Below are 19831 nucleotides of genomic sequence, written 5' to 3' on the forward strand. Positions count from 1 at the left end.
CCTTTAGTGAGGTGCGATTTTTGCAATTCTAAGGCAACCAAGGAAAAGAGCGAAAATCTGGTGGACGCTTTTCGAGAAAGGCTTGTTTTCCCTCAGACCCTTCTTCTGTCATGTAATAAAGTAGGGTGGCATTACCAGCGAGTTCTTGTAAACCAGCTTGTCCATCACAATCAGCATTAAAGGCGGCTTTGAGACATCGAATTGCGATCGGACTTTTTTCTAAAATCTCTTGCGCCCATTGAATCCCTTCAGTTTCTAGTTGTTCCACTGGGACGACGCAATTAATTAAGCCCATTTCTAGCGCTTGTTGTGCATCATATTGGCGGCAGAGAAACCAAATTTCTCTAGCTTTTTTTTGCCCCACAACACGGGCAAGATAGCTGGCTCCAAAGCCACCGTCGAAACTGCCGACTTTCGGGCCAGTCTGTCCGAAAATGGCGTTATCAGCAGCGATAGTAAGGTCACAAATTAAATGTAGGACATGTCCACCACCGATCGCATATCCAGCCACTAAAGCAATCACCACTTTCGGCATCGAACGAATCAGGCGTTGTAAGTCCAGCACATTCAAGCGAGGGATGCCAGTATCATCCACATAACCCGCATGTCCGCGCACGCTTTGATCGCCACCAGAACAGAAGGCATATTTGCCATCAGTGTGTGGGCCATATCCAGTAAAGAGGACAACACCAATAGTAGTATCTTCACGAGCATTAGAAAAAGCGTCGTACAGTTCAAAGACTGTTTCAGGACGGAAGGCATTGCGTTTGTGAGGACGGTTGATGGTGATTTTTGCAATGCCATCAGTTTTTTGATACAGAATGTCTTCGTAGGTTTTGGCAGTTTGCCAGTTAATTTGCATTGGTATGGAGTGCGCTGTTGTGCTTGAGAATTTTATCGCGGACGTAGGGACATGCGATACCTGCGGTGAGCTACGCCTACGCTAAAATTGGTATCTCAAGCCTTTACAATCTGGTAATCGTCTGGGTGTTGAGGAATAAAAATGCGACGTGACACCATCTTCTACAAATTGTTCAAGCAATTTCCCGGTTTGCTGTTTGAATTAGTAGATGAACCACCTCCAGAAGCGGAAAACTACCAGTTTGAATCAGTTGAGGTGAAAGAAACGGCGTTTCGGATTGATGGAGTATTTTTACCTCCCGCTGATGCAGTTTCCAAAACCGTCTTTTTTGCTGAAGTGCAGTTTCAGAAGGACGAAGACTTATATCACCGCTTCTTTAGCGAATTGTTTTTGTTTCTCTACCGCAACTCTATCCGTTACGATGATTGGTTTGGGGTAATAATTTTTGCTTCTCGTAGTCTTGAACCTTCTTCCTCTTCGATTCACCGCGCTTTGTTGGAAAGTGGTCAAGTCAAGCGGGTTTATCTGGATGAGTTGGGGGATTTGCGACAACAACCTTTGGGATTAGGTTTGATGTTACTGACAAATGTTACTTCTGAAACGGAAGCAGTGGAAGGGGCGCGGTTTTTGTTGGAGCAAGCACAGCAACAATCGGAACAAGCGATAATTGATTTAGTTACAACGATTATTGTTTACAAGTTTTCTACCTTAAGTCGAGAGGAGATTGCAACAATGTTGGGACTGAATTTGGAAGAACCACGGGCGATTCGGGAAGCAAAGGAAGAAGGACGAGAGGAAGAAGCGCGATCGCTCATTTTACGACAGTTAAACCGACGGGTGGGTGCGGTTCCTGAACAGCTTCAGCGCCAGATTCAAGAATTATCGGTGGAAGAATTAGAAGCTTTAGGTGATGCTTTGTTGGATTTCTCTACTCTTGCTGATTTGGAACGATGGTTACAAGGTGAAGTAAGGGGGTAAGTTTCACCCACAGACAGGTTGAGAGGAGATTGCAACGATGTTGGGACTGAATTTGGAAGAACCACGGGCGATTCGGGAAGCGAAGGAAGAAGGAGAAAGAAAGGTCGTTTTACGACAGTTAAACCGACTTGTGGGTGCAATTACTGATGCGCTTCTGTCTCAGATTCAAGGGTTATCGGTGGAACAGTTGGAAGCTTTAAGTGATGCTTTGTTGGATTTCTCTACTCTTGCTGATTTGGAACGATGGTTACAAGGTGAAGTAAGCGGGTAAGTTTTACCCAGAGACGCAGAGGAGGAGGGCGATCGCACTCCGTAAAATAATTATGGCTACAAATAAAGTTTCCCGAACTGAAGAAGCATAGGAAGCGGTGGAAGAAAAAGTGCGATCGCTCGTCCTGCGGCTGTTAAAACGACTATTTGGTGAAATTACTGAGGAACGTTGGAAGGGTTAGCTTTGCTGTTGTTGAAATTGAGATTGCGATCGCGGACTTGGAAGGATGGTTACAAGGTCAATTAAAAGGGGAAATTTTACACAGAGACGCTGAAGTTAAATTTAAAGTTTTAATAAACAAGGCTATTTTAGCTTGCACTTAATTTTAAATGGCCTTATTATTTATTTATTGGGCAACGCCCCGGGGTTTTCGTATGAAAGCCGAAATTTTAAAGACTCGGACAAATTCCGAGTCTTTAGTTTTATATATCGTCAAAACAGCTATATTTGATACCCATCTGAGGTATTTTGTCCGGCTCTAGAACGCAATCAACAAGTTTTAACTTACTTTTAAGGGACTCATAAGTTCGGTAGCTTGGGTCATAACGTCCCTTTATTATTGGATATAAGACTAGATCAGCAAGCTGTATCATTGGTGATTTTTTAGTTTTACGCTGTGGTTCTCCTAACCAATTTATTTTAAATTTCTCTGCTGTTAGTCCCATATAAGCTGCTGAACTATGTGGGTCAAAATACATTCCTTGAGTTTTAAGTTCTTTCGCATATTCTAGAATTGCTCTATCCGCATCTTTCCCACTTTCTTCAAAAAAAATGCGTAGCTTGCGTTCTTTGTAAATCGCATATTTTACTGAACGTTCAGCTAAAATAGTGAAGGCAGTTTTACACATCATCCAAATATCGTTACTGTATTTGTTTTTATAACGAGCATTGTAACCTGGTCGGTGGATAGCACATGCAATGATAGTAAACGGTAAATCGAGCATCAGCATTTCTAAGTCGCTTAAAAAATCCTGAGATTTCTCTTTATTCTCTTCCTTACCTAACCAAGCAAAAGCTTTCTGTCGAGAACGAATTTTAGTAGAATGCAATGGTTCAGTAACATTCCATTTATTACAGAATTCTCGATGCGTTATTATAATATTTTCTATATTCTCTTCCTCCACTAAAATTCCACCTAAAGCAAAGCAATCAATACCATCACGCCGCGGTATTGCTTCTGAATCTGGATTACGGCTACCAGAGTCATCAAAATAAAGATGAAGTTCATTTGTCATATTTTAAACAATCTTGTGAACGCGCACTATTTTAATGTACTACATAGAGTAATAAAAAATATTCAGTAAATTTAAGCTAAGGCATTTGTTGAAGCTATAACTGAGCCAGATTGCTTATCGTTATTAGCAATTAAAATAGTTTTAGTAAATAATTATTAACTTTAATTCCACAAGCATTCTATTTAATCAGCAGATTCAATCCTGCGATTCCAAAGCACCTAACACAATAGTTAAATTGCAATAACTGCGGCAAACCTACTCAAATGATCCTGTCGCCATTTCGCATCTGCTTTGCGATTTGTCTGCAATTCTAAAACCCGAATCCCTGTAGTTGGAAGTGAGTTTAATCTTTGCTGCAACTGCTGCCAAGAAGTAATCAATTCATGCTGCACATTATAAGTAGCGCACAACTGAGCAAAATCAATATCCTGGGGAGTACCAAAAAATTCTTCAAATGGTGGGTCAAATTTGGCAATGGGTAACATTCCAAAAATACCACCGCCATTGTTATTGATTAATACAATCGTCAGATGTCCAACAAACTTATTGCGGATTAAAAAACCATTGGTGTCATGTAACAGCGCTAAATCTCCCGTTAACATCACACTACTTTGCTGGCGATGGGCAATTCCTAAAGCGGTGGATAATGTGCCATCTATACCATTTGCACCCCGGTTAAAGTGCGATCGCACTCCTAAATTATTCGGTTTCCAGAAATATTCCACATCTCGCACAGGCATACTATTGGCAATAAATAGAGGCGTTCCGGGCGGTAAAATCTGAGAAATTAACCAAGCTGCTTTACTCTCAATTACTTCATCTATTTTCCCCATCGTCTGGTCAACAACTAACCTGACCTTAGCTTCCGCATTACACCATTTATGCACATAGTTTGAGGAGAAAGATAAATTTCTCTCCTCTACCTTTATGTCTTCTACAGATATCCGTAAATGCGTCGTTCTCCCGTGCAAAGGGTCGAGGTTTTGGTCACTGGGATCAATTACCCAGCGTTGCGGTTGGGTTGCATTTATCCAGGTACGTAGTTCTTTACTCGTAGGCATTTCTCCCACTTGAATCACCATTTCGGGCGCTAACTGCTTTGCTAGTTGCTGATTTCGCAAAATCAGGTCATAAGTGGAAATCAAATAAGGGTTGAGTTCGGCATAATTTCTGACTGGGGAGAGTCCCTCAGCTAGCACAGGCCATTTGAGAGTTTGAGAAAGGTGCGCGATCGCTCTACAATATTCCTGTGGTTGCTGCGGTTGGGCAACACCTGCGATAATAATGCCGCGATCGCATTCTTTCCACTCTTGGGGAATGGGGAATAGGGAATGGGGAATGGGGAATTGGGTAGTACTTGCTATTCCTGCGAAAAAGTTTTCTGGGTGAAACTGTGATTGCAAATAGCTCAAATCAGTTCCATCAGGCAGAGGCGCTAAGGGATCGCGAAAGGGAATATTCAAATGTACTGGCCCCTTTGTAGGAGTTTGCGCCCTTTCCCAGCTATGAATTACCGTTTGTCGCAGATAAGCTAGCATTCCCAGATCGGCGGAGGGTAAGGCTAACTCTGTTTGCCAATTTGGGTAGTTTCCATATAATCTCAACTGATCTATAGTTTGCCCAGAGTGACAATCTCGCAATTCTGGAGGTCTATCGGTGGTTAATATCAACAGTGGTACGCGACTATATGAAGCTTCTATGACTGCTGAATAAAAATTTGCTCCTGCTGTACCAGAGGTGCAAAGTAGTACCACCGGGCGACCGGTTGCTTTAGCTTGTCCCAAGGCAAAAAAGGCGGCGGAACGTTCATCGAGAATGGAAATTGCTTCAATCTCAGGTACTTGTTGAGCAAAGGCGATCGCTAGGGGTGTAGAGCGTGATCCAGGACAAATGATCGCACAAGTCAATCCCAACCGCTTTAGCGTCTCTGTTAAAATGTAAGCCCAAAGTTGATTAACATTCCTATAAGCGATCGGCATTAAATCAAACATAGCGATAAAACAATCTTAAATTTTAGATTTTGTCTAGGGAAATTCAATTTAAAATCCATCAATGCGGTGATGGAACCCAACACCGCCACGCGAGTTTCTGGGAAAGAAAATCTCCAAGCAAACTTGCTCCACTTTCTACAAAATGCACAATTTGCTCTCAAACTTTTATGGACTGCATTCATTTAACGGGAATTCGCGGCTATGGCTACACTGGGTATCTACCAGAAGAACAGGTGCTAGGGCAATGGTTTGAGGTGGATGTGAGGTTATGGTTGGATATCTCCACAGCCGCCAAGACTGACGCGATCGAAGATACTTTAGATTATCGCAGCGTCATTAGCTTGATACAACATCTGATCAAAACGTCTAAATTTGTTTTGGTGGAGAAATTGGTAACAACGATCGCAGATTCTATCCTCCAAGAGTGCGATCGTGTAACAAAAGTCCAAGTCACTCTCAGCAAACCTGCCGCACCTATTCCAGACTTTGGTGGCAAAATTAGCATTGAACTGACTAAAATCAAGTCCAATATTTAATTCACAAAATGTGTTTTTTTTCAATATCTATCAGCTAGCAAAGAACAGGGGGTTTACGTGGAGCTTGGGAGTGTCTCACAATGAGAATCTTTCGTGCTATTGCCCCCAGCACCCACTCATTATCAAAAAACTGAAAATACCACGATCTGCTAATGAGCATTTAACTTGCATATTTTCAGATCGCAGGATTTGTGATTAAGTATTAAGCAGAGGCTATAGGACTATTATTTGATTTTTTAAATACGCGTAGGGTGTGTTAGCGATAGCGTAACGTACTACAACCTTGGAATGGTGCATTATACTCCGCTAAGACACTTTATAAGACTACTAAGATTTTTTCAAAAACAATTTACAACTCCTATATGAATGGTTCTAAGTAATACGATTTCACTCATTATTCAAGATTTAAGACAGTTTCAGACGGTGATTTAGATCCTGACTGAGACAAAAACTATTTGTAAGTAAAGCAGTATTAAACTCTTTAATTTTAGATAAAGATTAATTTTCAGTAATAATTTCGTGAATGTATATTGTTATATTAGATACAATACACTCTAGCTTTTTTTAACTTATATTAAAGTACGATCCTATGATTTTATTAAATTTTATTCTTGATTAATCTTTATATAGATACTATACTCAGTGTTTATACTTTTCCGAAAAAAAATATTGTATACATTTTAAAATCAGTTTTTGAGTGCTGGTAATTACATGGTAATTTGGAACTGGTGTTAATAGCATGATATTAACCGTATGATTAATAAAAACTAGCTTTGACAAGTATAGAACATTGTTGGAGGTTAATAACACGATCCTATGTACTCATTAGTAAGTATTAATATCAACCAAGAAAACATGGTAGTTAGAGATTGTTTATGATATAAATAATTACTTTTCGCTTGAGTTGACACTGACAACAAAAATCTGAACCTTAGCAAACAGGTTATTGTAATATGTTCGACCGCAAAATCCTAGTTGTTGAGGATGAAAAAATTCTCGCCTCAAATATTAGAAAAAGTTTAGAAAAATTAGGTTATTTAGTATCAGAAATAACTGAGTCTGGTGAAGAGGCAATAAAAAAGGTAGCAGAAACTCATCCACATTTAGTATTAATTGATATGTGTCTAGCTGGGGAAATAGACGGTCTACACGTAGCGGATATTATCCAGAATCACTTTCATGTACCTGTAGTATATCTAACAGAGTATTCGGAATATAAAACATTACAGAAAAATCAGCTAACTGAGCCTTTTAGTTATATAGTCAAACCATTTATTGAAAGTGATTTACATTTTGTAATTGAAATGACCCTGTACAAACATCAGATCGAAAAAATATTATACGAAGAAAAACAGAGGTTGACGGCAATTATTAATAGTATGGGAAGTGCAGTGATTGTGACCTATGCAAATGGTTGTATTGAAATGATGAATCCCATAGCAGAAGTAATCACTGGTTGGAAGCAAAATGAAGCATTTGGGAAAAATTTAATAGAAGTCGTTAACTTAGTTAATAAAGATGTAGGAGAAAAAATTGAAAATTTGGCCACTTATGTAATCGAAGCAGGTGAAGTTTTCAATTTACCAGAAAACTGTACGCTAATTACCAAAGATGGCAAAGAAATAGCGATTGGGGATAATATTGCGCCTATCCGCGATCGAGATGGCAATATTACTGGCGCGGTTTTAGTTTTTCAAGACATCACTAAACGTAAGCAGACAGAGGCGCAACTGATCCGCAATGCATTTTATGATGGGCTAACAGAATTACCGAATCGTATTTTATTTTTAGATCGGCTCAGACAAACCATTGAACGTAGCAAACGCAGAAGCGATTATTATTTTGCAGTTTTATTTTTGGATTTAGATGGCTTCAAAGAGATTAACGATCGCTTTGGGCATGCAATAGGGGATGATTTTTTAGTAGCGATCGCTAGACGTTTAGAGTCATGCTTACGTAGTGGCGATACTGTAGCACGATTTGGTGGTGATGAGTTTACTGTTCTTTTAGAGGATATTAAAGACATTACCGACGCTACCAACGTTGCCAAACGTATTCAAGACTCCTTAAAATTGCCAGTTAACCTGAATGGATATCAATTATCTACTACAGCTAGCATTGGTATTACTTGGAATTTTAGTAATTATGAGGAGCCTGCAACTTTGCTGCGGGATGCTGATATTGCGATGTACCAAGCTAAACAGCAGGGAAAAGCTACTTATGCCATATTTAGTTAAGAATGGAATATGCTACTCTAGCCGCTACTAACGTTATCATACACAACCGAGAAGCCCTATAAATATGTCATGGAAAAAACCGAGAAACAGAAAATGCTCGTAGGCGAATTATATCTGGCGGAAGATCCAGAATTGGCTGTCGAAAAGAAGCTAGCCAGTCGTCTGTTGCGAAAGTACAATTCTACAACTGAAGAACAGCAAGAGCAGCGACAGCAAATTTTACAAGAATTATTTGGAAAAATCGGTCAAAAAATAGCAATTGTGCCACCCTTTTACTGTGACTATGGCAGTAATATTTTCGCTGGCGACAAATTGTATATAAACTATGGCTGTGTAATTTTAGACTGTAATACAGTTAACATTGGTGAAAATGTTTTGTGCGCTCCTTATGTACAAATTTATACTGCTTATCACCCAACAGAGCCAGAAATTCGTCTTTCTGGTAGAGAATTAGCTGCCCCAGTTAACATTGGTAATAATGTCTGGATTGGTGGCAATGCAATTATTTGTCCAGGTGTAACTATTGGTGATAACACAACCATTGGTGCTGGTAGTGTAGTTGTCAAAGATATACCTGAGAATGTTGTCGCTGCGGGTAATCCCTGCCGCGTCATTCGGTATTTGTCGTAGAATTTAAAATTTATAACCTCTAGCAATCCAATAGAGCCAGTCTGCGATCGCTTCTTGAGTTTCACTGTCAGCATCAATGGCTGCTATTTCAGATAATTTAGCAGAATATACATCATCATCCTTACCATTAATATAAGCCACTTCGACAAACATATCTTTTAAGCACTCATCGTCTGGGGCCATTCCCAATACTTCCACTTGTTTCTCCTCGACAGAACCTGATTTGCGTCCCTTCTTAGTCCATTTAGCCAAAAAGGGATAATTTAGAGTCTCTTCGAGGTAGTAGTACCAACCCATAGCCCGGTCTTCTTTGTCTTCAGCATCTACAATAATCTCTGTTTTAATACGATGCTCTCGGTTTTCGTCGGCTTCAATACTAGGCATAAGATAACACTTTGCGTATAATTCATTTTGATAATATTACCAAAATGTTTCTAAAATTATAGTTAAATATATCTATTATGTCCGCTTAATTACTTATTCACCTCCAAGAACCCCACACGCCAGATGCTCCACTTGGGGAGACCCCAGACGCTCGCGGACTCGCTAACGCTGCGCTATCGCCCTTGGCGTCTCCCCTTGGGAGAAGACCGCACTGGCTCCCCTTAATCCCCTCTTTGCAAACTTTTAGGGGAGGGTAGGGTGCAATGACTGTGGGAATCATAACTAATTATCTGGAAATAATATAAACTCTACAAAAAACCGCTTGTCATTGACAAGCGGTTTTCTAGTTATTGTTCTTAAGGGGAACTTATTCGTTGCACTAAGATGCAAAATTTTTCAGAGATTAAACAAGTCTCAAATCAGGATAATTTGCCAACAGATCATCAGATGTCAGAGTATCATTTTCAGCTTGCGGAGTCCAAAGAACTTCAATTGCTAGAAGCTTGTCGCTAGGGATACTACCAATTTGCCGCAAAGCTTGACGCAAATCATCAGCACTATTAATCGCTGTGGGGATGTCAAACTTACCTAGTGTCGCCGCCAGCAAGGTGACGATAATGTATTCACCAGCGCCTTCGGTAAATAGGCGGGTGGGGTTGTCGAGTTCACCAGCCGGAGGTAAAGCATCTTTGGCAAGGGCTGCTCTTAGCTGATTGTTGACGTTAGAAAGAGTTTCTTCGCTAAACTTGCTGCGTTCTGCCAATGAGAGCCGATTAAACTGACCTTCAGCTGAATTTAAACTAGCTTGTTGAGTGCCACCACCTGCATATACAAAGTATTCAGGATGGCGGAGTAAAGCTAGGCTGGCTTCTTGTAAAATTTCTGCTCTGCCTTCTGGGGTGTTAGTATCAGCAGTTTCAGCAATGTGGTTGAGTTCATTTTGCAATTCACGGGCTTGAGCTAACAAACCTACTTGCAAACGAGTTACAGAAACAGGAGAGTTACTGCTGTAATCTACTTCTCCAGTTTCACCGCTAGAGACGCGGCGGAAAGTTTGCAATAAGAAATTAGCGATCGCCAAGAAAATTAAGATGGTAAATATACCACCGAATCCTCCTCCAATACCCCAGAAGGGAAGTAGGAAGGGAAAGCCAAAGCCACCACCAAAACCACCACCAGGATAGTATCCGCCCCCACCAGGAGGTGCATAAGTGCGTGGTGTATAGGTGCGGCTGCTGGAAGGCATTCTAAAGGAGCCACCACCGATACGACCCCCACTGCGGGCTGCTAATGCACCGTCAGCGTGACCAAGAGCCAAAGCTAACACTAGGCTTAGGGCTAAGAAGGCTTTTAACAGAGGTTTGATGGTTTGTTGTAGTTTTTTACGCATAAGACTATCGCTTGAAAAACGGAATTATTATTTATGATTTCTTCCCATGTTGGGACTAGTGTTGCAGGATGTCGCTAACGCTAGCCCGTAACAAGCAAGTTTGTAGCATTCACGTAGCATTCCCTTTTCGAGGCTACATATTTAATTTACCGCGTCTTCTCTTGGGTAAGTAGCGATCGCAGGAGGGATTTCTCGACTGGGGAACCGTACCTGAAGACATGTTTATCCTTACAGAAATTTGCGATGTCTACAACGGGCTACGCCTACGGGCAATTGTTTGCTATGCCTTGGACTAGGAGTTTCAGACTACAGTTTTGAATTATACAGATGATTTTAATTTTTAGTGATTATTTTGACTAATTTTTCACTGGAACAGTGTTGAGTAAAAAATAGGACTTATGTAAACATCCGAGTAGCGAGTGAATTTGACTTTTCACGGAATTTGGAAAATCTCTCTTTTTTATATCTCTCTCTTCTAGCAGAGAGACTTTAAATTTTCTCTCTTCCCGACACAGCAAGGAGGTTAGGTTTTTTTCTGGGCTTTTCCACATCACGTCAAAAGTCAGGAATATTTATTTATTATAAATACTCCTTTTTAACTGATTACTCATGATTTAGCACTGGCTCAACGACCTGCCCCCATTAATAGCATTATTTAGTACATCTGCAAGCTTTAAAATTACGCATACATAGAATAACAAAAAGTATCTGTGATGCTTGTCATTCATTCCAGACAGACACTATATTGCTGCTAAAAAGTTATAAAAATTTTTAGCATTTTGGCACAATAGTTCAGGTATTTAGGATATTCTATTGAACGTAGCTAAATTTGGGAATTTTCGCAACAGTTGTTCACTGAGCAATTTCGCTACAAGTGCTAGCTTTGATTTATTGTTCATCATGCACATAAATTCTCAAGTAATGAGAAATTTGCAACAAAAATAAAATCAACACAATTAAAAAACAATCTTCCCGGCTAATCTTCTAAAATAGGCTTCAAATTTGTCTACCAAATTCGTTTTAAAAGAAATAAAATAATAATGATGGCTTTGAAAGTAATCCTAATTGTAAATATTAAAAACTATTTGAAATATAGTCATCAACTTTATTATGGAACATATTTCTCAACTAACAGCCGAAATCAGAGACAAAGCTGCATACCCAGATATCCTAGTCATATCCCGGATCTTTCTGCCGAAAGAAGCTGTAATTGGGGAATATATCTACAATCGTTGTCTGCAAGATCCAGAACGAATAATTGTGCTGGCAGCTAGTTGCTCAGGAGATCGAGTATTTGATGAAGGTCAACAGTTTCCTGTGTATCGCTGGTATTATCCTAAATATTGGCGTAGTGGCTATGTGGGAAATATCCTGAAGCCTTTGGTCAATATCGTCTGCTCATTTGTCCTAGCAATTAAACTCTATTTTCGCTATCACTATCGTTACATAGAGTGGGGCCACGGCTATGATTTTCCTTCACTGTTGCTATTGAGCTATTTGTTACCTATTCGCTTTTTTATCTATCTGCACGGCAACGATCTTCTTAGTACTTTACACAATCCCGTGCTGCGATCGCTATTTAAATTAACACTTAAACGCGCTGAAGGTATTGTTTGTAACAGTTCTTATACAAGAGACTACCTTAGAACTGCTTTCCGATTAGATACTCCAACCCACGTCATTAACCCAGTAATCAGACCAGAAAAATTTGGTAATAATGTAGCCAGTCCCAGTAGCCTTGATGATTTACGGGTTCGGGTGCGTCAGACGTACAACATTCCCGAAACAGCAATAGTTATTCTCTCCATCGGCAGGCTAGTAAAACATAAAGGTTTCGACCGAGTAATTGATAATATCCCAATACTGCTAACTTTTGGGGTTGATGTCCACTATATACTCTGTGGTCAAGGCCGAAGTGAGTCGGAACTGAAATCTCTGGCGCATCGTTTGCGAGTAGATAAGCGCGTCCACTTTGCTGGATATGTGCCAGAGCGAGAATTAGCAGGTTATTATGCAGCTTGCGACATATTTGCCATGCTGACTTTATCGGATACTAAACCTAATAATATGGAGGGTTTTGGTATGGCTTATTTAGAAGCAAGTTACTTCGGTAAGCCTATAATTGCCCCTCGTTTAGGCGGTGTTCTAGACACAGTTGAGCATGAAGAAAATGGCATACTGGTCAATCCCAATTCGGGTTATGAAGTTTTTCAAGCTTTCAATCGGTTGTGCCAAGACCAGCAACTACGCGAGCAACTCGGTCGTAAAGGTAAAGAATTAGCCAAGCGTAGAATTCTTCATCGATCGCTTTATAAATCAGAGGGGAAAAATGCAATTTTGTGAAATGAATGCACATTGAGAAATCACTAAAATCTAATTCCAGTCATCTACAGCAATCCTAAATCATTCGCGCTCAACAAGATTCCCAACATATTTAATAAGTCGGGGATCTGTGGTTTGCAATTCTTGCTATAGCAGTCCTAAATCAGAAAATTCAAAAAATACTAACAATGGTAATTTCCTATAAGTTCTATTTATAAAAAACCTCTAACAAATTGCTTCACAAATGAGCAAGATTGCAATGTAAAATCTCGCTTGTGATCTGATTAAATGTGCAATGAAAAATATCTGGTTTCGTATAGAGCAATACCTTCAGCGTTACGCAAAGCGCCGAATGCAATCTTTTGTGTTTACAGTGATTGGATGTATTACTGTAGTTAGTTTGATTACCTTTGGGGCAATGTATGTTGTGGCTCAACCTGCTTCAACTTCATCTGAACGTCTGGCTGTTAAAGCACCAAATTTTGGGCGACACTTTCAAGAATTTGGGCGTGAAGGCTCTATCTTGATTTACGACTCAAAAAACAACCGCACCTATGAACACAATCCTCAACGTAATGCAACTGCGATTGCTCCAGCTTCAACATTCAAAATTTTTAACGCGCTGGTGGCATTAGAAACAGGTGTAGTTCTTGATGATGTGGCAGTTCTCACTTGGGATGGAATTCACCGAGAGATTGATGCCTGGAATTATGATACAAATTTGCGTCAAGCCTTTAAGGATTCAACTGTTTGGTTCTATCAAGTATTGGCACGTAGGGCTGGATATGAACAGATGCAGCAATTTATTAATAAAGTAGGCTACGGGAACCGTCAGATTGGCACTGTTGCAGACATTGATCGTTTTTGGCTACAACCGCAGCTATTGCAAATTACACCCAAAGAACAAATTAAGTTTTTGCAACGGTTATATCAAGGCGATTTGCCTTTCTCGCAACGGACAATAAATCTTGTCAAAGACATTATGGTACGCGAACAAACTCCAGACTACACACTGCGAGGAAAGACAGGATGGTTAACGAGTACCAAACCAAACGTTGGTTGGTTTGTGGGTTATTTAGAGCAAAACAAAAACGTCTACTTTTTCGCGACAACCCTTGATATGCAAAAATCGGAAGATGCACCCGCCCGCATTGAGATTACACGACGTAGCCTCAAGGATTTGGGCTTGCTGGCTCAAATCAACTAACCACCACCGACAATAGTTACTACTTCTAAGCGATCGCCTGGTTGCACTTTTGTTTGCGCCCAAAACTGGCGGTGTAAAATTTCGCCATTATACTCTACAGCCACCAAGCGGGGGTTAAAACCCAACTGTTGGAGTAAGTCGGGTAAAGAAGTTTGAAACGAACAGCTATGGGGTTCCCCATTTACCTGAATCGTAATCTCGTTAGACATAATAAATGTGGGGAATTGGAAATTGGGAATTGGTTACTCACTTTGGGCTAATGACAAATACTTCGGCTTACCTCGGCTTACTTCGACTACGCTCAGTACAAGTCGCTCGGCACAAGTCGCTCAGTACAAGTGACAAATGACTCTTTTAGAGTTCTGGTTTAATGCGATTGAGTTGAGATAGGAAATATTGCGTTACTAGGGTAGGCTGTTCGGCTTGCATGAGCGATCGCACCACCGCTACACGTTCGGCTCCGGCATCGATCACATCATTGACATTATTGGCATCTATTCCCCCAATCGCAAACCAGGGAATTGAACAATTTTTGGCAGCATAGCTGACATATTCTAAACCTGTTGCTACCTTACCTACTTTCGTGGGAGTTTCATAAACTGGCCCCACGCCAATATAATCTACACCTTCAGCAATTGCTGCTTGCATTTCTTCTTTATTTGTGGTAGAAAGCCCTATCAGACGTTGCGAACCCAGTAATTGCCGAGCAACAGTAATAGGCATATCTTGTTGTCCCAGATGCACCCCATCGGCATCGACAGCTAAAGCTACATCCACGCGATCGTTAACAATAAACAAAGCACCGTAGATGTGACATAACTGCCGTAATTTTCTCGCTTGTTCCAGACGCAAAGAATCATCGGCGGTTTTGTCGCGGTATTGTAATAGCGTTAATCCTCCTTTGAGTGCAGCCTCGACATTGTTCAACAAACTTTCACTAGGAGAAGTCACAAGATACAAATGCGATCGCCACAACAATTGATGGCGCTGATGACCCATTAAACTACTTTCTAGGGTATAAACCTGATAGCGCATCTGCTTACAAGCTTTAGCCATATTTGGCTGGTAAAGCTTGCTGTATTCTTCCAACACCCGTAATGCTTCTTCTATCCGGCAAAAGTTAGCCTGCAACACCGATTTTATACTAGCTCGTTGTTCTTCTTGAGGATGGGTTAACTCAGTCCCCGGATCGCCTGGTGTATCTCGCGCCGCCCGTAATTCTGAGGTATGCCACTTGGCTACCTCTTGTCGCAGCCGCTTGCATTCAAGAGCCAACTGGGCATTATTCAACCCAAACCGACACCATTCCTCAATAATTCGCAAGCCCTCACGAGCGCGGTCTAAATTGGCATCTAAAATGCGGTAAACAACTTGCTGTATTTGCGCTTTTTGGCTGTATGGCTCGACCATTACAACAACCCCATTAGTGCTTTCATCGAAGTGTGAATTATCATAAGTCCTAGTAACCATAAGTTAATTAATTTGCTTTTTTTTACTAATTTTTGCGGAATCTACGCAAAACAACGCAGTAGTGAGGGTTACGGTAAATTATCCCATGTTCCTATAAACAGTGATAAGGGTAGTTTGAGGCTACAGTTTCGCACTGAGCTTAGTCAAGTATTTTACGTTAAACAACAAGCTTGCAAAGGACTGCCAAAAGGGAATACACCAGAAAATCCACAATAGATATATTAGTGAAAATAATGTAGAGACTAGCAGTGTTACGTCTCTACAAGGGTTTTGGATAACGCATATTTAATTTCGCTCTTATATCTATTTAGATATAAGAGCGAAAATAACGTAGGCACAATTCATGAATTGTGCCTACAAATGATTTTGGGTAACGCACAATTAATTTCTGGAGATGTCTAATATCATTTATTACTATGTATTAAATATCGCCAATCGGTCAATATATGAGTAATATTATCGAGATAATATTCTCTAAAGAGTATAAGAATTTATGATTACTTATAAGGAGTTGTGTTAAATATGATTCTCCCTCGTGTGTTTCCTGAGTACCGTAGAGTAGATGTTCTGTTTGCAAAGCTGAAGTTTCTGAAATCAGCAAGGCTTTTATTTTTTAGTTTTTCAGTATTATCTTTTACTGTATGTATGGGGGCGGCAAGTATAGTGTTCCTGGGTATAAGCCTGGATAGTGCAAGCGCTCAGATTCCATCGACACCAAATTCAGCGCCTCTGAATCAGAAAACACCTTCTCAGGCTAATGTGCTATTTGTCAATCCTGGTGTTGGAGATGACAAGGCAGGCAATGGCAGCGAATCCGCTCCTGTAAAGACGATTACCCAAGCATTGCGATTAGCTAACGCCAATACTGTAATTATGCTTTCCACTGGCACTTATAGCGCCGAGACAGGAGAGGAATTTCCCTTAATACTGAAACCAGGTATTTCAATTCAAGGCAACCCCAGCAATCAAGGTAAAGACATTATCATTCAAGGAGGCGGTGATTACCTGAGTCGGAGCTTTGGCGGTCAAAATGTCACAATTGTTGGGGCAAATCAAGTCTTGCTCACTGGGGTAACGGTGACGAACCCTAATCGCCGTGGTTACGGTTTATGGATTGAATCTAGCAATCCGGTAGTCGCGGAAAATACATTTACTGGCAGTACTCAAGATGGGATTTCCGTCAGTGGTAATGCTGCACCCACCATTAGCAAAAATTACTTCGATCGCAATGGAGCCAATGGCATCACAATTGCTGGTAACTCTAGTCCTCAAGTCAAGGAAAATGTCTTTCACCAAACAGGTTTTGGCATTAATATTGCCCAAAACGCCGCTCCTATACTTATAGGTAATCAAATTCAGAACAATAGATCGGGAATTGTCGTACAAGCAAATGCCCGCCCGATTTTGCGGAATAATATTATTCAAGATAATAAAGAAGATGGTTTAGTTGCGATCGCTCAAGCAATACCAGATTTGGGTAGTGCATCGGAACCTGGGGGTAATACATTTCAAAATAATGCCCGCTACGACATTAACGCCAGCGCTGCTAAACAGGTGATTCCTGCTGCTGGTAACAACCTTGTGAGCGATCGCATCACTGGCAAGGTAGATATTAACGGTACAACAGCACTAGCAACCCAAAATTCTCAACCAGCTCCCAACAACGTATTACGACAAATACCACCAACTGGAGAAATCACCTTCTCGGCTCCCGAAATCTCTGAAACTACGAATGGGCACAGTAACAGCATTTCAGCAAATAATCCTGTTTCTGGGCAATTAAACAGTCAACTGCTGCCATTAATGCCAGCCAATAATGTACCGCTTTCCCCGCCTATATCCAATCAACAACCACCCACTTCTAGCGTCGCCGGATTTCCTACTCCTAGCAGCTTGTTAGGTAAACAAATACCAACTAACACTTCAAGAGTTACAACTTCCAGTCCAGCACAGCCACCTGATACACCACAGTTAAATTATGTGCGGATCGATCCTAATACCATTGAATTTACTACCCCTGAGTCCCCATCCAATTCAGTTGCACAGCCACCAGTTCCAAGTATGAGGGAGCAAACACAGCAGCCATTACCAATACTAGAAACTGCTGCTCCAGGTGCTTCAGAACTTTTACCACTTCCCGATCGCAATATCCCCATTGTTAATACTCGCAATCTGCAAACAAGTTCTGCAAGTATTCCCGATAGTGGTAACTCTGCAAGACAATTTGGTGTGCGTTATCGCGTAGTAGTGCCACTTGCAACTGATAAGGATCGAGATTTGGTAAAATTGCTTGCTCCTGGTGCGTTTCCTACAGTTTGGCAAGGTCAAAGAGTTATGCAAGCAGGAGTATTTAGTAGTGAATATAACGCTAAAGAAATGCTCAAAATACTCTCTAGTAAAGGTTTAAGAGTCATTATGGAGCCGTTGAATTAATTGGGCATTGGGCACTTGTACTGAGCGACTTGTGCCGAGCGACTTGTACTGAGCGTAGTCGAAGTAAGCCGAGGTAAGCCGAAGTATTGGGCATGGGGCAAAAGATATGGAATTAGCGAGAAAAGCACCTCAAAATGAATATTGATCCACTTGAGAGAGCGATCGCTTTCCTACTGTGGGGAGGCATCGCTCTTTTAGTCAAGGGGGTGATCGTATTTTGGGAAGTCGGTCAAAAGGCGATCGCGGTTAGGCATAAGTTGAATTAGCGATCGCGTTTTTGTTTTAGGGAGCGATCGGGGAAAGCATCCTTTATCCATCACCTTCATCTAAATATTTCAGGAAAGAATGAACACCCAGTAACTGAATGCCATAGCTTGCCATTACCCCTCTCAAGTCATCATCAGCCCGCAAGTCATCATCCCCAGATACGATAATCTCTGCTTTGCCATCAATCGCTGTAGCCAACACAGGTAAATCTTTGGAATCTCGACAATTAGGCGGAACAGTTTTCAACTCAACCCATAAGGCGCGGTACTGCAACTGTTGTTCTAGGCGAATCGCCTGACTAGAGTCAATCCGCTCTCTTAAACGGGGGCGATTCCAAACAAGATGGAGTTCTTCCATAAGGGGTTGACTCATTACCAACTGGAATTTATCCTCATTAAATGCTGCCAAAATCGGCAATGTAACTCGCCCTTTCAGCAAAATGCTCTCTCCAAATGTTGGTGTCGATGACCACTCGCAACATCAGACCTGTTGCGATTGCTGACGCACAGCTTTAATTTCAGCCCTGATTTCATCGTCTGTAATCTCATTCACGGGGGGTTCGGCATAAAGTTCTTGAATTAAAGCCGTCAAATCTGAACGTAAATCTATTTGAATCAAGGCTCTAGCGACTTTTGCTCGTTCGTCTGGCTGCAACTGTTGTACCGCCGTAATGAGTTGTTCCAAAGTAATTGGGATCGATACCATGTCAGTACCCATCATGATGGTTTCTTAAATTTTAGTGCGTTTGTGCGATCGCTATCAGTCCCAAAGAGAATTGACGACTTGTATTTATTCGTTATTCACTTTTCTGCTTAAGCTAAGTACTAAGCTTAATTTGATACTTTATTCTCTCTTCACTTTTCAGCGGAATTTATAATTGACAAAAGCAATGTTATCCTAACTTGTCACGAATGAACCGATTTAATTTTATTCAATGGTAAAAGGTATGGAACCGACCATCGAGCAACTTAAAGCATTCTTTGACTTTTGCGTTCGGGCTAGTAATTTGTTTAGAGATATAGCATTGGTTAGATTTGATGAGAGGACAAGCCGAATCGTGATTTTGATAGGCGAAACCATCCAAGTAGAAATTCTTAGTAATGGGGAGAACATTATCCGATGACAGACTATTTAACTCTTAATGAGCAAGAATTAAGACAATATGTGATATCAAACCCCCAGGATGAGGAGGCATTTCAGCATTACCTCAGCATCATGAGAGCGAAACCGGGGGTAGTGGTCAGCACTCCAGAACAATTAGAGGCTGAGTTAAAACGGCGTATTAATCAAGCTAGTTAACATAGAACCCCTTACTGACATTCCAGTAACGGGGTTTTTCAATTTAGCAGCTTGACTCAATGTGAATTTTGGGACTTGCCTTCAGCCATCATCTTCTTGGATATTCCCGCGATCGCACACCCTTATATCTGCGCTGATTTAGCGACTTGTGTCTGGATACAGCAGGCTTAGTTTTTTCCGTTTTACCAACTTTCGGTGATTAGCGATCGGCTAAGATATCCAGGGCAGACAAATGACGAAACTCGACGGAACAAGGGGTAGCGTTACCGTCAGTATGCCAGATTTTTCTCGTTTTACCAGCTTTCGGTTATTTATTGGT

20 protein-coding genes are annotated in these 19831 nt (G+C 40.9%); 11 read left to right on the forward strand and 9 right to left on the reverse strand.

From position 1 onward, the window contains the following. Positions 1–28: 28 nt before the first annotated feature. Positions 29–862, reverse strand: a complete 834-nt coding sequence (menB, locus tag V7L12_RS11335; RefSeq protein WP_335084370.1) for a 1,4-dihydroxy-2-naphthoyl-CoA synthase — start codon at positions 860–862, stop codon at positions 29–31. 141 nt (positions 863–1003) lie between these two features. On the opposite strand from menB, the gene V7L12_RS11340 reads away from it, so the two are divergent. Both V7L12_RS11340 and V7L12_RS11345 read left to right on the forward strand, forming a co-directional pair. After that, the gene (locus V7L12_RS11340) at positions 1004–1840 is read left to right on the forward strand and encodes a DUF2887 domain-containing protein (RefSeq protein ID WP_335084371.1); all 837 of its coding nucleotides are present in this window, start codon (positions 1004–1006) and stop codon (positions 1838–1840) included. A gap of 37 nt (positions 1841–1877) precedes the next feature. Beyond that, positions 1878–2111 (forward strand): DUF4351 domain-containing protein, encoded by a 234-nt coding sequence (locus V7L12_RS11345; RefSeq protein WP_335084372.1) that lies wholly within the window; start codon positions 1878–1880, stop codon positions 2109–2111. Between the two features lie 422 nt (positions 2112–2533). Here the strand turns inward: V7L12_RS11345 and V7L12_RS11350 are convergent, their stop codons facing one another. Together V7L12_RS11350 and menD are read right to left on the reverse strand one after the other, a co-directional pair. Next, on the reverse strand, positions 2534–3346 hold the full coding sequence (locus V7L12_RS11350) for a DUF3800 domain-containing protein (protein ID WP_335084373.1): 813 nt from the start codon (positions 3344–3346) through the stop codon (positions 2534–2536). 230 nt (positions 3347–3576) lie between these two features. Further along, positions 3577–5337: a 2-succinyl-5-enolpyruvyl-6-hydroxy-3-cyclohexene-1-carboxylic-acid synthase gene (gene menD, locus V7L12_RS11355; protein WP_335084374.1), complete on the reverse strand. Its 1761-nt coding sequence runs from the start codon at positions 5335–5337 to the stop codon at positions 3577–3579. Positions 5338–5504: 167 nt separating this feature from the next. Here menD and folB point away from each other — a divergent pair, with 167 nt between their 5' ends. The 3 genes from folB to V7L12_RS11370 all read left to right on the forward strand — a co-directional run bounded on the left by folB (position 5505) and on the right by V7L12_RS11370 (position 8740). Continuing rightward, a complete protein-coding gene (gene folB / locus V7L12_RS11360) occupies positions 5505–5873 on the forward strand; it encodes a dihydroneopterin aldolase (protein ID WP_104907440.1) in 369 nt (122 codons plus the stop codon). Positions 5874–6826: 953 nt separating this feature from the next. Then, positions 6827–8110 (forward strand): GGDEF domain-containing response regulator, encoded by a 1284-nt coding sequence (locus tag V7L12_RS11365; RefSeq protein ID WP_335084375.1) that lies wholly within the window; start codon positions 6827–6829, stop codon positions 8108–8110. A gap of 69 nt (positions 8111–8179) precedes the next feature. Continuing rightward, on the forward strand, positions 8180–8740 hold the full coding sequence (locus tag V7L12_RS11370) for a sugar O-acetyltransferase (RefSeq protein WP_335084376.1): 561 nt from the start codon (positions 8180–8182) through the stop codon (positions 8738–8740). A 3-nt stretch (positions 8741–8743) separates the two neighbouring features. Here the strand turns inward: V7L12_RS11370 and V7L12_RS11375 are convergent, their stop codons facing one another. Continuing rightward, entirely contained in the window at positions 8744–9124 is a 381-nt protein-coding gene (locus V7L12_RS11375) for a calcium-binding protein (protein ID WP_335084377.1), read from the reverse strand. Positions 9125–9527: 403 nt separating this feature from the next. After that, entirely contained in the window at positions 9528–10514 is a 987-nt protein-coding gene (locus tag V7L12_RS11380; RefSeq protein ID WP_335084378.1) for a DUF1517 domain-containing protein, read from the reverse strand. A 1110-nt stretch (positions 10515–11624) separates the two neighbouring features. Between V7L12_RS11380 and V7L12_RS11385 the strand changes: the two genes are divergently transcribed. Together V7L12_RS11385 and blaOXA are read left to right on the forward strand one after the other, a co-directional pair. After that, the gene (locus V7L12_RS11385; protein ID WP_335084379.1) at positions 11625–12857 is read left to right on the forward strand and encodes a glycosyltransferase family 4 protein; all 1233 of its coding nucleotides are present in this window, start codon (positions 11625–11627) and stop codon (positions 12855–12857) included. A gap of 331 nt (positions 12858–13188) precedes the next feature. Further along, on the forward strand, positions 13189–14043 hold the full coding sequence (blaOXA, locus tag V7L12_RS11390; RefSeq protein ID WP_335084440.1) for a class D beta-lactamase: 855 nt from the start codon (positions 13189–13191) through the stop codon (positions 14041–14043). Here blaOXA and thiS read toward each other — a convergent pair. Together thiS and V7L12_RS11400 are read right to left on the reverse strand one after the other, a co-directional pair. Beyond that, entirely contained in the window at positions 14040–14252 is a 213-nt protein-coding gene (gene thiS / locus V7L12_RS11395; RefSeq protein ID WP_334821059.1) for a sulfur carrier protein ThiS, read from the reverse strand. The genes blaOXA and thiS overlap by 4 nt on opposite strands. 145 nt (positions 14253–14397) lie before the next feature. Beyond that, entirely contained in the window at positions 14398–15453 is a 1056-nt protein-coding gene (locus V7L12_RS11400) for a thiamine phosphate synthase (RefSeq protein ID WP_335084380.1), read from the reverse strand. Positions 15454–16035: 582 nt separating this feature from the next. Here V7L12_RS11400 and V7L12_RS11405 point away from each other — a divergent pair. Both V7L12_RS11405 and V7L12_RS11410 read left to right on the forward strand, forming a co-directional pair. Beyond that, complete coding sequence (locus tag V7L12_RS11405) at positions 16036–17946, forward strand: DUF1565 domain-containing protein (protein ID WP_335084381.1); 1911 nt, start codon at positions 16036–16038, stop codon at positions 17944–17946. Between the two features lie 134 nt (positions 17947–18080). Beyond that, positions 18081–18212 carry a hypothetical protein gene (locus V7L12_RS11410; protein ID WP_335084382.1) on the forward strand — a complete coding sequence of 44 codons (132 nt, stop codon included), beginning with the start codon at positions 18081–18083 and terminating at the stop codon, positions 18210–18212. Positions 18213–18255: 43 nt separating this feature from the next. Here V7L12_RS11410 and V7L12_RS11415 read toward each other — a convergent pair whose 3' ends face one another. Then, positions 18256–18651: a putative toxin-antitoxin system toxin component, PIN family gene (locus V7L12_RS11415; protein WP_335084383.1), complete on the reverse strand. Its 396-nt coding sequence runs from the start codon at positions 18649–18651 to the stop codon at positions 18256–18258. 42 nt (positions 18652–18693) lie between these two features. Continuing rightward, positions 18694–18918 carry a hypothetical protein gene (locus tag V7L12_RS11420; RefSeq protein ID WP_229484255.1) on the reverse strand — a complete coding sequence of 75 codons (225 nt, stop codon included), beginning with the start codon at positions 18916–18918 and terminating at the stop codon, positions 18694–18696. A 241-nt stretch (positions 18919–19159) separates the two neighbouring features. Here V7L12_RS11420 and V7L12_RS33175 point away from each other — a divergent pair, with 241 nt between their 5' ends. Beyond that, positions 19160–19336, forward strand: coding sequence for a DUF6888 family protein (locus V7L12_RS33175; RefSeq protein WP_229546149.1), 177 nt, complete (start codon positions 19160–19162; stop codon positions 19334–19336). Further along, positions 19333–19512, forward strand: a complete 180-nt coding sequence (locus V7L12_RS11425) for a DUF6887 family protein (protein WP_100899738.1) — start codon at positions 19333–19335, stop codon at positions 19510–19512. Before V7L12_RS33175 ends, V7L12_RS11425 begins: the two co-directional genes overlap by 4 nt. Positions 19513–19831: the final 319 nt, after the last annotated feature.

Origin of the sequence: Nostoc sp. (assembly GCF_036918245.1) — a bacterium.
In the GTDB taxonomy this organism is placed as follows: domain Bacteria; phylum Cyanobacteriota; class Cyanobacteriia; order Cyanobacteriales; family Nostocaceae; genus Nostoc.